The sequence below is a fragment of the Proteiniphilum sp. LBM24028 genome (genome assembly GCF_056629195.1).
Map to the genome: position 1 here is coordinate 1,159,812 of NZ_CM152817.1, position 13,133 is coordinate 1,172,944.

Below are 13,133 nucleotides of genomic sequence, written 5' to 3' on the forward strand. Positions count from 1 at the left end.
CTCAATTAATCATCTTTACACTTTCGAAACCGCGATTGTCCGTTTGATTTTATTATCTTTGTCCTAAAATTAAACGTCTCTTTTTTGTGCTGTCCGATGAAAAGATTTTTCCACATAAAGCGGTTATATGGTTACATTCTGACAACATTTATTCCGCTTTTTCTAATGACTTTTGCCATCTGCCTTTTTCTGGTATTGATGCAATTTTTATGGAAATATGTGGAGGACATGGTGGGCAAGGGACTGGGACTCGATGTGATCGGGGAGATGTTCTTTTATGCTGCCCTTAATCTTATTCCGATGGCGCTGCCGCTGGCTATCCTGCTGGCATCACTGATGGTCTTCGGAAACATGGGAGAAAATCTGGAACTACTTGCCATTAAATCGGCCGGTATTCCCCTGTTGAAAACCATGAAACCACTCATTATCCTCATCTTTTTCATCAGTGTGGGTGCCTTTTTTTTTCAGAACAATGCGACTCCGAAAATACAGACCAAGTTTTATTCACTGCTTATTTCCATCCGTCAGGCTTCGCCTGAACTTGATGTGCCCGAAAGTGTTTTTTATAAGGAAATTGACGGCTATAACCTCTATGTAGAAAGGAAAGACCAAAAGACCGGTATGTTATATGATGTACTGATATACGATGTGGCGAGTGGATTCAACAGTATGGCCGTAATCATCTGTGATTCTGCAAAAATGAGCATGACGGAAGATAAGAGAATGTTGATATTTACGATGTATAGCGGTCAGCAATTTCAAAACTTTACACAGGGAAACAGGGTCAGTGATGCGGCTGATTTTGTCCCTTATGCAAGGGAAAACTTCGATGAGAAAACCATGATGATCTCCTATGATGCCAATTTCAACCGCATGGGAGAAGAGATGATTGAAGGAAGCTCAACCAGCAATTATGTTTCTAAGAATTTGACGGCGTTAAGCACCTCGATCGATTCCATGACAATGATCATGGACAGTGTGAACAGGCTGGACCGAAACTTGATGAAAAATTATTCCTATCTCACTTTCCGCAATAGCTATCCTTCCGAAAAGAAGGATTCGCTCATTGCGGGTACACTGCTGTATGCCGGTGTGAAAGTTCCACGTCCCGATACGCTGCTGCAGTCAAAAGAACTTGAACAACAGTCGGCTATCCTGCAAAGTGCTTTCATGAAGGCCGACAACAATAGCAATGAGTTTCTTTTCAGGTCACTCAATAAAACCACCACCCAAAAAACCATCAACCGCCACTGGATAGAATGGCACCGCAAATTTACCATCCCTTTTACCTGTCTTATTTTCTTTTTCATTGGAGCCCCATTGGGATCTATTGTCAGAAAAGGAGGCTTGGGCACTCCCATTGTCATATCTGTAATCCTGTTCATCATTTATTATATCGTGGAGAATGTGGGTTACAAAATGACCCGCGACGGAGTCTGGGAACATTGGTTCGGGATGTGGTTCAGTTCGCTCATTCTGTTGCCCATCGGTGTGTTTCTGACTTACAAGGCTATGAATGATTCTGTAATTATGAATGCCGACACCTATGCGCAATTTTTTAAAAGATTGTTCTTGATTCGTGAAAAAAGGAAATATCCTGTAAAAAGTGTAATTATTGACAGTCCCAATTATGAGGATATCGTCCGTTCATTGTCGGGGTTGTCGGATGGAATAGACCATTGGTTTGAGAAATACAACCATTTGACATATAAGGACTTTTGGATGAATAATACCAGCGATAGAGAATTGTTCTTGATCAAAAGCTCTATGGAGATCATTCTCAATCAATTATCCAATTCCAGAAATCTGGAGGAGTTGGCAAAGGCTGAAGCATTTCCGGTGCTCATCACTAAAATCGGACCGTTTAAAGCCGGTACACCTGGAGCCATATTCAGCATGTATTTCTTTCCGGCAGGAATTCTGTTCAGACTCCTCTCTATTCCATTTGAACTAAGGACTAAAAAAGATTTGAGAGAGGTGCAACGGCTGAGCCGGGAAATGATTGAGTTCATACAGAACACACATTACACAGATAGCATAATAACAGCATAAAATTAAAAACAAGATATGCATAAACAAATTAAATTAGACACTATAGAGGAAGCTATTGAAGAGATTCGCAAAGGTAATTTCATCATCGTGGTCGACGATGCGGACAGGGAGAATGAAGGTGATCTGATTATCGCAGCGGAGTGTATCACCGCGGAGAAAATAAATTTTCTGGAAACCCATGCACGTGGCCTTATTTGTGCACCAATCACCAAAGAACGTGCCGAAGAGCTGGAGTTGCCGATGATGGTCACTCATAATACTTCTATACATTCTACCCCCTTTACCGTGTCTATTGATTTGCTCACACATGGATGTACAACCGGAATTTCGGCATACGACAGGGCACAGACCATCCTGGCACTTACCAGGGAGGAGACGGCACCCGAGGACTTTGGACGTCCCGGACATATTTTTCCGCTCCGTGCACAGTCGAAAGGAGTGCTCCGCAGGGCCGGACACACAGAGGCGACTATCGACTTTGCCCGGCTTGCCGGCTTATATCCTGCCGGAGCGCTTGCTGAAATTAAAAATGAGGATGGTTCCATGGCACGTCTCCCCAAATTGATGGATATGGCTAGGAAATTCAATCTCAAGATAGTGTCTGTGGCCGATTTAATCAAATACAGACTGCAGACCGAATCGCTTATTGAACGGGGAGAGGCGGTGAAGCTCCCTACCATGTACGGTGAATTCACGATGATACCCTTTCTTCAGAAAGCCACAGGGCAGGAGCACGTGGCACTGATCAAAGGGGAGTGGCACGATGATGAGCCTCTCCTTGTACGGGTACACTCCTCTTGTATAACAGGTGATATTTTTGGATCCATGCGGTGTGAGTGCGGAGAGCAGTTGCATAAAGCACTGAAAATGATAGAACATGAGGGCAAGGGGGTATTGGTTTACCTGAATCAGGAGGGACGCGGGATTGGTCTCATGGCCAAGGCTGCGGCTTACAAGTTGCAGGAACAGGGCCTCGACACCGTAGATGCCAACCTGCACCTGGGTTATCAGGCCGACGAAAGAGATTACGGCGTAGGCGCCCAGATACTACGCAGCCTTGAAATAAAAAAAATGAGGCTGATGACTAACAATCCCAGAAAACGGATCGGCCTGGAATCATACGGCCTTGAAGTGGTGGAAAATGTACCGCTCGAAATCACACCCAATCCATACAATCATTTCTATATGGAGACGAAAAAAAAGAAGATGGGACATGTACTGAGGAACATAAAGTAACAGAAATTTTTGAATTGATCATTTTTTCCGTGGAAGATTACGCGAGTTTCCTTTATGTACTGGCAGGATGCGGAGTGGGAGGTATTCTGGGATGGATCATTGCCACATTAAACTGCAAATCCAAAACTGTTTCCCGAAGGGACTTCGAGATGATGGTGCAGGAAAATCACCGGCTGAACACCCAACTGGAAGTTTCAAAGGGTAGAATGGGGGATATTGAGCTGCAGAAAAAAGAAATGGAAGCCATTCGTAAACAGTTTAACCTGGAGTTTGAACAGATTGCATCGAAGATACTGGAAGAAAAGTCTGAAAAATTCACGAATCTGAACAAGTATAATCTGGATGCGATTCTGAGGCCGCTGGGAGAAAATATTAATTCGTTCCGCAAGAAAGTGGAAGAGGTATATATTACCGAAGCGAAGGAGCGCTTTTCATTGGGACAGGAAGTGAAAAATCTGCGTGAACTGAATGACCGGCTCAGCAGCGAAGCCAACAATCTGACCCAGGCGCTGAGAGGTGACTCCAAAATGCAGGGCGACTGGGGACAGGTGATTCTGGAGAACATACTGGAACGTTCAGGATTGACGGAGGGTAGGGAATACTTCGTACAGGAATATCTAAAAGATCCCGACGGCAATTATTACACCGGTGAGAATGGCTCCAGGATGCAGCCCGACGTGATTGTTGTGTATCCGGACAAGAGAAAAGTGATCATAGATGCAAAAGTGTCGCTCACGGCATATGTCAACTACACAGGCAGTAGTGATCTGACGGATCAAAAGAAGTTTATAGGAGAACACCTGCGTTCGGTGAGAAAGCATATCGATGAACTGAGTCGGAAAAACTATCAGGATTACGCCGACACACTCGATTTCGTGATGATGTTCATTCCCAATGAACCTGCTTACATGCTCGCTTTGCGTCACGAAGAGAGCCTTTGGCAGTATGCATATGAAAAGAAAATTCTACTGATCAGTCCCACGAATCTGATTGCCGCATTGAAATTAATTGTAGATTTGTGGAAGCGTGAATATCAAAACCGTAATGCGATAGAGATTGCGGAACGTGGTGCATCACTTTACGATAAATTTGTTAATTTCGTGGACTCTCTTACCGATATTGAAATTCATCTCGACAGAGCCAGACGAAGTTATGAGAATGCATACGGGCAGTTGAAAGCGGGAAGAGGAAACCTCATCGGACAGACTGAAAAACTGCGTGAACTGGGTGTAAAGGCAAAAAAAGTGCTTCCCCCATCACTACTTAGTAATTTGGAAGAAGAAAATGAAAATTGAAAACCAGGTAATTAACTCTAAATGCTGAGAGCCAATCGCTGAAAACTGAAATAAATATGTACGGAAAAATGCAACAACACCTACAGGCTGAGTTGAGGGCCATAGAGGAAGCCGGTCTCTATAAAAATGAACGGATTATTGTAACGCCGCAACAGGCTGAGATAGAAGTGCAATCGGGACAGCAGGTACTCAATTTTTGCGCCAACAATTACCTGGGTTTGTCCAACCATCCCCGTTTGATTGCTGCGGCAAAAAAGGCCCTCGATGATCGCGGGTACGGCATGTCGTCGGTGCGGTTTATTTGTGGTACGCAGGATTATCACAAGGAGCTGGAAAAAACCATCAGTGATTTTTTTAAAACAGACGATACCATTCTCTACGCTTCCTGTTTTGATGCCAACGGAGGCCTCTTTGAACCTCTTTTCACTGAAGAAGATGCCATTATCTCCGATGCATTGAATCATGCGTCCATCATCGACGGGATTCGTCTGTGCAAGGCGAAGCGCTATCGTTACGCCAATGCCAATATGGCCGATCTCGAAGAGAGACTGAAGGAAGCACAGACACAACGTTTTAGAATCATTGCTACCGACGGTGTTTTCTCCATGGACGGTAACGTGGCCCCCCTCGATACGATAATGCAGCTGGCTGCCAGATACGACGCACTGGTGATGGTAGACGAAAGTCACTCCGCCGGCGTGGTAGGTAAAACAGGAAAAGGAATTTCGGAACAGTATGGTCTCATGGGTAAGGTGGATGTCATCACCGGAACGTTGGGCAAAGCATTTGGCGGTGCCATCGGTGGTTTTACTACCGGCCGCAGTGAAATCATCGACATCCTGAGACAACGCTCCCGACCGTATCTTTTTTCCAATTCTATTCCTCCCATAGTGGCAGCTGCGGGTGTGGAAGCTTTTCATCTGTTGCAGGAGTCCAATCATCTGCAGGATACACTGCACAAGAATGTGAATTATTTTGTGACAAAGATGAGAGAGGCCGGGTTCGATATAAAACCGACACAATCGGCCATTTGTGCCGTGATGCTCTATGATGCCAGGCTGTCACAACAGTTTGCTGCCGAACTGCTGGATGAGGGGATCTACGTAACAGGATTTTACTACCCTGTGGTGCCCAAAGACCAGGCACGCATCAGGGTGCAGCTCTCTGCAGGGCATGAGAGGTCGCATCTTGAAAAGGCCATCGCAGCATTCGTTAAAATTGGAAAGAAACTTGAAATCATTTAACAACCGAACTTGCTGTACGCTTCATCTTTCAGCACGTAAAGCTGAAAGATAACCGCTGACCGCATAAAGCTTAAAATATGAAAGCACTGGTGAAACTTCGGCCTGAGAAAGGCATCTGGATGGAAGAGATTTCCGTTCCTTCCATCGGTGTGAATGATGTCCTGATCAAAGTAAAAAAAACATCTATTTGCGGAACTGACCTGCATATTTATAAGTGGGACGACTGGTCCCGGAAGACCATCAGAACCCCCATGACCATTGGGCACGAGTATGTGGGCGAGATTGTGGATATGGGCAGTGGCGTAGAAAACCTGAAGGTGGGTGATCGTGTAACAGGAGAAGGTCATATTGCCTGCGGGCACTGCCGCAATTGTCGCCGGGGCAAGTTGCACGTATGTGAAAATACCGTCGGCGTGGGCGTTAACCGCGACGGCGCTTTTGCAGAATATCTCTCACTACCGGCATCGAATGTTGTCAGGCTCGATCCCCGTATTCCCGATGAAATCGCTTCTATCATGGACCCCTTTGGCAATGCCACACATACAGCCCTCTCTTTTCCGCTGATTGCCGAAGATGTACTGATCACCGGCGCGGGCCTGATTGGCAGCATGGCTACAGCCATCTGTCGCTTTGCGGGAGCACGATACATTGTCGTAAGCGACCTGAGTGAATACAGGTTGAAAATAGCCCGTAAGATGGGGGCCACGCTCACTGTGAATCCTTCCCGGGGGGAAACCATTGCACGGGCAGTGGAAAAGCTTGGCATGCGCGGTTTCGACGTAGGGCTGGAGATGTCCGGTTCTCCGGCCGGTTTTCGGGAGATGATCGACAATATGTACAACGGATCAAAAATATCATTGTTGGGTATCCTGCCCAACAACACCACGGTAGACTGGAACGAAATTATCTTCAAGGCGCTGACTTTAAAAGGGATTTATGGCCGCGAAATGTGGGAGACATGGTATCAGATGGAGCAGATGCTTATTTCAGGTCTTGATCTGACGCCTGTCATTACGCACAGGTTTGGCATCGATGAATTTCAAAAGGGATTTGACGTGATGGAGAGCGGAGAGTGTGGTAAAGTTATTTTAAGCTGGAACTGATATGAAACAACTGATAATCCTTCGTCACGGCAAAGCCGAACAGGATACAATGGCCAAAGATGATTATGATCGGGTACTTACCGAACGTGGCCGTAAAAATGCTACCGCCATGGGAAGCTATATCATAAAAAGATCAGGTCCTCCCGACCTGGTTCTTTCGTCTTCCGCAAAGAGGGCTCATGAAACGGCCATTATTGTTGCACAACAGCTTGGCTATGCTGAAGATCAGATTAGGACAGATCAAAATCTTTATTTTGCGCCAACCAGATGGATACTGAATGTTCTTTCCAAACTGTCCGATGAGGTGGAGAGCTGTCTCTATGTGGGGCATAACCCGGGAATAACAGACCTGATCAACACTTTGGGAGTCAGACTGGATAATCTTCCCACTTCTTCGGCTGCCTGTTTTGTATTTCATGTCGACGCATGGGCAGATATCTCGGCGGAACGTGCCAACTTTATGTGGCTGAAGCTGGCAAAAGAGCTCTGATTATTCCTCTGTACTGGTATTTTGATTGTATGAGTCGGAGAGAATATGATAGGCTTTCGTACGGAAAGCGAGAAGTGACAAAATGAGCATGAAGACACCTGCTATCACGAAAGTGAGTGCGATGCCGCGTGTGTCACCTCCCCCCAGCAGCCAGCCAAATGCTTGTATGCCGGCGTTGCTCTCCATATAAGGAATGATGAATGATTGAGCCATTGGCCCGATGATAAAGATGGAGACGGGTGTAACTCCTGCCTCCACGGTTTGTGCAAATCCGAAAACCCGCCCTTGTATGGGCTTTGGTACAACGGTCTGGATGATGGTCTGTTCTCCCGCTTCAACAATCGGCGCTATGAGCATATAAAGAAACATTCCTCCTACAAATAAAACGGATCCTTCCCTCAGGGTGAAGAGGATGCAGATGATGCTGATGAAAACGTAACCCAATAGCAATGAACGGAGTGGTTTCCTGCCCAGCCCCAGCCTCCCGATAAGCAACCCTCCCAGAATAAATCCGGTACCCGTGAAGCCCAGAATAACCCCCCATACTTCCACAGGGAAAAGAGTAAGCCCATAGGGATCAAGCAGTACTGCGAAGGCTCCCCCGATGAAGTTGTTAAACGTAGTGAAGAAAATAAGCGCCATTAGCCCGGGTACCAGCTGTATTGCCCGGAAGGCACCATGGAAATCGATCTGACTGTTTTGCAGGTGAGGATCATGTACGATATGTTCTTCAGGGATGGAGAGAAAAAAAAGGTGTACCAGCGTGCCGCTCGACAGCACCAGGGTGATGACAATAGCCCAGTCCATACCCATATATCCAATGATAAGTCCGCTGAAAACGGTATTGGCAATCATGCCAAATCCCTGAATAGTTCCTATCAGCCCGTTGGCACGGGCATACTTGTGTTTTGGCACGAGTATGGAAACAGTTGTTGAAAGCGCTATTCCCCGCAGATTACCACTTAGCGCACTCAATAAAAGAGGCAGGGAGAAAAGCCAGAATGCCGGTGATGAAATGTCGGCAATATGCGTTGTATCGGACAGTAAAAAAATGGCGCTTGCCAGCAGCAGGAGTGCCATGGTCACTACCGAAGCACCTGTCATTACCCTTTTCTTTTTATGTTTGTCTACAATGGTGCCAAAAAACATGCTGGAGAGGGTGACCAGCAACATGTAGGTACCACTTAGCACCGAGAGTACCAGCACTGACCTGGTTTCGAGGTATATCCAAAAAGAAAAGGCGCTCCAAAGCAGATAAGTGCTTGTATTGGCTATGGCTGTGTTGACAAGGACAAGAATGAATCGTTTCATTAGGGAGTTACTTGCTTCACTTCTCAGGAATATTTTTACCCATTGTTGAAAAATATCTACCGGAGAAATTATGATCGACAGGAACCCTCAATCAACGCCCGAAAGCGTTGTTTTGTTTGAAAAATATTTTTTAGATATTTTTAAACAACAACCATGCGACCAGCAAAGTGAGTAAAATATTAAAAGTCTGTGCGCTGAGGAACGACCAGATATATATAGCATTCTCCTTCCTGAATATGTAACGAAAGTCGGTTTCCAACCCTATGCAGACGAATGCCAGTGAGAAGAGCAGGCTACGCGCACCCTTGTTGGCTACACCGGATAACGCTTTCCCGGTTCCTGCATCGAAGACAAAGCTGAATATCAGTGAAGCAATCAGAAATCCAATTACAAACTTTGGAAACCTGTCCCACAATACACTACCTGAGGGACGAATGTCGCTGTGGGTTCCCTTATATGACCAATAGATGGAAATCACAAAGGCGGCAACCCCCAAAAGTACATTCTGTGCAGATTTAATGATCACACTATATTGCTCGGCCGTTTCGCCGATAAACTTGCCAGAGGCTACGACGGCTGCGGTGGTGTCGATGGTGCCGCCCAGCCAGGCGCCGGCAATTTCTTCGCTCAGCCCCATCCATATAGCCAGATAAGGCAAAAGATACATCATGGGAATGGCAATAATCAATACCAGGGAAATCACAAAGGAGAGTTTCTTGGGATCTCCCTTGATGGCACCGCTGGTGGCAATTGCTGCTGAAACACCGCAAATGGAAACTGCACTGGAGAGTAAGATGGACATCTCTTTGTCAATTTTAAATACCTTGCCGGCAATCCAGAAGCTGAAATACCAGACTGACAACACAACAATAATCGCCTGAATCATTCCCAGTGCACCGGCTTTCATGATTTCATTGAAAAGGATGGAACTACCCAGAATTACCAAGCCCGCCTTGATATAATATTCGCTCATCACTGCCGGAGCCATCCAGGCAGGTAGTCCCACAGTATTACGGATCAGAAGACCAATAATGACAGCGAAGAATACTGACTCCAGTCCCATGATTTTTACAGGTGTAAGTCCTGCAATATAGGTGGCCAACCATGCCAGCAGATAGACTATTACGAATGAAAGAAGAAAGCGGCCATTGTCTTTTTTCCCCATAAAGAGATAACCAATGTAAGCCAGAAGAGCTACTATCCCAGACATATAAGCATAATTCTTCATTACCGCAGGCAAAAGAATCACAAGAAGGAGAACAATGGCGCCAAAAATCGTAGCTACCCAGTCTTCGCTTTTTAAATATTTTAACATAAAAACAATGGATTTATTATCAGGAAATATTTCAGAATTCTTATATGACAATTGCAGCGACTGCAAAAATAAATATAATTTACCAACAAAAAGACAAAATGTAACTTTTTCTTTTCTTTTATTGTAATCCTGTTGATTGTCTTAAATCCTTTATTGGTCGATGAAATCAGGGAGTTTGTCTATTTCTTTTGCCAGCATTCTCTGCCGGTTCTATTTTTGTGTAATGTTTCAATTTATAAGGAGGACTTAGTAACAGCTTACTACAATGAAGAAATTACTTGTTATTGCAATATCGTTTACTCTATATTCTTTTTTAATGATTGCGCAGGATCAGCCGGGCAGTTCCATTTCCGGAAAACTGGTAGATAAAGATACGGAAGAACCGGTGGCCCTGGCGAACATACGGATATTGCAGCGCGCAGACAGTGCTTTTGTGACGGGCAAAGCTTCCAATGCCGATGGTGTCTTTACAATTCCGGTACGAACAGGATCTTATATACTGCATATCTCTTTCATTGGTTACACTGATATTTATCGCGATGTACAGGTAACCTCTTCACAACCCAATGTGAAGTTGGGCAATATCATTTTAAGTAACGACAATATTTTACTGTCGGAGACAGTGGTTACCGCCAAGGCACCGGAGATAACCGTGAAAGGTGATACATTGGAGTATAATGCCGACTCCTACAAGGTGACAGAGAGCGCAGTGGTCGAAGATCTGTTGAAGAAAATGCCTGGTGTGGAAGTAGACAGTGAAGGAAAGATTACTGTCAACGGGAAAGAAATAAAAAAGATATTGGTGGACGGGGAGGAGTTTTTTAGCGACGACCCGAAGGTGGCATCAAAAAACCTGCCTGCAAAGATGGTTGATAAGTTACAGGTTCTTGAGAGAAAGACGGAGATGGCACAGATGACCGGATTCGACGATGGAGAGGAAGAGAATGTGATCAACCTGATGGTACGCCCCGGAATGAAAGAGGGCCTTTTTGGCAACGCTTTCGCCGGATATGGCAGCAAGGAACGTTATGAAGGAAATGCCATGGTGAATTACATGAAAAACAAGGATCAGTATACGTTTCTCGGAGGGATCAACAATACAAACAATGCCGGTTTTTCTGATTTGGCTTCCTCCATGTTTGGGAGTATGGGGGGCCGCGGCGGCCGCATGCGTATGTCTGGGGGACGTGACGGAATTGCTACGTCGGCAAATGTAGGAGGTAACTTCAGCAAACAGTTTACACCAAAGTTAAAGTTTGGGGGAAATGTTCGTTATGGCTATACCGACAACGAGGTGCTCTCCGGTGTTTTTACTCAAAACCTGCTTAGCGCCGGGAATACACTGGAAGAGGAGAACAACTTTGCAAATAACAAAAGCCAGAATTTTAATTTGGATCTCCGGCTTGAATGGAATCCGGATACGCTCACCAAAATTATTTTCCGTCCCGAGATATCATTTTATAATAATAACCGCCTTGAAACAGGCGACTTCCTTACTGTGAGTGAACTGGCAGGCGATACTATCAACTATGGCGAATCGGATTACTTTTCAGAGGGTAACGGCAAGGAAATAGAGCTAAATCTAGATGCCAGCCGTGAGTTGGGTAAAAAGGGCCGGGTACTGAGTGTCCAGCTGCGTGCAGAGAAGGGTGATTCGGAAAACGACGGTACAAGCAAATCGGGCACCTTCTATAACGGAACACGTCCCGACGATCTCATCGATCAACGTTTTACCAACATCAGTAACAACCAGTCGTGGCGGGGATATATTTCTTATGTAGAACCCATCGGGAAAAATAATTTCCTTCAACTGGCATATCAGTACAGACAAAATATCTCGGAATCGGATAAGGATACGCGCTCAAAAGATGAATCCGGAAATTATACGTTATTTGATTCACTCTACAGTAAACGTTTGGAAAATGATTTTGTTAATCAGGAGCTGGAGGTCAATTTCCGGTCGGTACGCGAGAAATTTGACTATCTGTTCGGCTTTTCTGTACAACCTTCTTCTTCGCGCAGCAAGACATTTGTTGGTTCGGATATGATCTATGACGGAAAGCAGAATGTGGTGAACTATGCTCCCATGGCTCAGCTCAATTATCGCTGGAGCCGTACGCACAATCTAAGACTCCGGTATTACGGCAACACCGATCAGCCATCGGTGTCTCAGCTTTCACCCGTTGTGGATGTATCGGACCCTTTAAATATCAGTTATGGGAATCCCGATCTGAAACCCTCGTTTCAGCATCGTTTAAATATTCTTTACCAACGATCGAACCCCGAGAAGGCAAGTTCAATGCATGCATTCATTGATGGGGGATATCTGACCAACGATGTTGTCAGTTCCACTTTTACCGATCACGCCACGGGACGCAAGGAAACTACCTTTCGTAATGTGTCAGGGAACTGGAATACAAGCGGACGTATCATGTTCAACGTGCCTTTAAAGAATATAAAATTTTCGGTCTTCTCCATGTCCTTTGCCAGTTATAATCACACAAACGGATTTTCAAACAACGAACAAAACGTGAACAAAAGATCGACTCTGGCTGAAGTGCTTGGTCTTAATTATCGATCCGATTTGTTTGATTTCGGCATCAGGGGGAATATAAACTTTAATAATGTCACCAACAGTCTCCAGGGACAGAGAAATCAGCAATATTTTAATTACGGCGGAAATACATCCACCTCGATTTACCTTCCATGGGACCTGACACTGGAGAGCGATATCAATTATTCGACCAATTCGGGTTATACCGACGGTTTTGAACAGAATGAATGGTTATGGAATGCATCTTTACAAAAAACCTTGTTCAAACAGAAAAACGGTACAATTCGTTTCAAGATATATGACATTCTGCAACAACGCAGTAACATCAGCAGAAGTGTCACGTCAAACTATATCCGGGATACGACTACCAATACTCTCACCAGCTATTTTATGGTACATTTCGTATACCGGTTTAACATTTTCAAGGGGGGGGCTACACGGGAAGAAATGTTACCTGACCGACGGGAGTTTGGTGGTCCTCATCACAGGGGAGACCACGGCAGATAGACAATAATGAAATGAGCTACTACAAT

At 45.1% G+C, this 13,133-nt stretch carries 9 protein-coding genes; 7 read left to right on the forward strand and 2 right to left on the reverse strand.

Annotated elements, in window-relative coordinates; translation table 11 throughout:
• Nucleotides 1–96: 96 nt before the first annotated feature.
• The 6 genes from AC1HCU_RS04540 to AC1HCU_RS04565 all read left to right on the forward strand — a co-directional run bounded on the left by AC1HCU_RS04540 (nucleotide 97) and on the right by AC1HCU_RS04565 (nucleotide 7,420).
• Nucleotides 97–2,052, forward strand: a complete 1,956-nt coding sequence (locus AC1HCU_RS04540; protein WP_480369586.1) for an LptF/LptG family permease — start codon at nucleotides 97–99, stop codon at nucleotides 2,050–2,052.
• Nucleotides 2,053–2,067: 15 nt separating this feature from the next.
• Entirely contained in the window at nucleotides 2,068–3,288 is a 1,221-nt protein-coding gene (locus tag AC1HCU_RS04545) for a bifunctional 3,4-dihydroxy-2-butanone-4-phosphate synthase/GTP cyclohydrolase II (protein ID WP_480369589.1), read from the forward strand.
• A gap of 14 nt (nucleotides 3,289–3,302) precedes the next feature.
• Nucleotides 3,303–4,583 (forward strand): DNA recombination protein RmuC, encoded by a 1,281-nt coding sequence (locus AC1HCU_RS04550; RefSeq protein WP_480369591.1) that lies wholly within the window; start codon nucleotides 3,303–3,305, stop codon nucleotides 4,581–4,583.
• A gap of 56 nt (nucleotides 4,584–4,639) precedes the next feature.
• Nucleotides 4,640–5,827, forward strand: coding sequence for a glycine C-acetyltransferase (gene kbl / locus AC1HCU_RS04555; protein WP_480369593.1), 1,188 nt, complete (start codon nucleotides 4,640–4,642; stop codon nucleotides 5,825–5,827).
• Nucleotides 5,828–5,904: 77 nt separating this feature from the next.
• On the forward strand, nucleotides 5,905–6,930 hold the full coding sequence (tdh, locus tag AC1HCU_RS04560) for an L-threonine 3-dehydrogenase (protein WP_480369596.1): 1,026 nt from the start codon (nucleotides 5,905–5,907) through the stop codon (nucleotides 6,928–6,930).
• Between the two features lies 1 nt (nucleotide 6,931).
• On the forward strand, nucleotides 6,932–7,420 hold the full coding sequence (locus AC1HCU_RS04565) for a histidine phosphatase family protein (protein ID WP_321722006.1): 489 nt from the start codon (nucleotides 6,932–6,934) through the stop codon (nucleotides 7,418–7,420).
• On the opposite strand, the gene AC1HCU_RS04570 is transcribed toward AC1HCU_RS04565, so the two are convergent.
• Both AC1HCU_RS04570 and AC1HCU_RS04575 read right to left on the reverse strand, forming a co-directional pair.
• The gene (locus AC1HCU_RS04570; protein WP_480369599.1) at nucleotides 7,421–8,731 is read right to left on the reverse strand and encodes an MFS transporter; all 1,311 of its coding nucleotides are present in this window, start codon (nucleotides 8,729–8,731) and stop codon (nucleotides 7,421–7,423) included.
• Nucleotides 8,732–8,861: 130 nt separating this feature from the next.
• Entirely contained in the window at nucleotides 8,862–10,046 is a 1,185-nt protein-coding gene (locus AC1HCU_RS04575) for a YeiH family protein (protein WP_480369602.1), read from the reverse strand.
• Nucleotides 10,047–10,311: 265 nt separating this feature from the next.
• Here AC1HCU_RS04575 and AC1HCU_RS04580 point away from each other — a divergent pair, with 265 nt between their 5' ends.
• Nucleotides 10,312–13,107, forward strand: a complete 2,796-nt coding sequence (locus AC1HCU_RS04580; RefSeq protein ID WP_480369605.1) for an outer membrane beta-barrel protein — start codon at nucleotides 10,312–10,314, stop codon at nucleotides 13,105–13,107.
• Nucleotides 13,108–13,133: the final 26 nt, after the last annotated feature.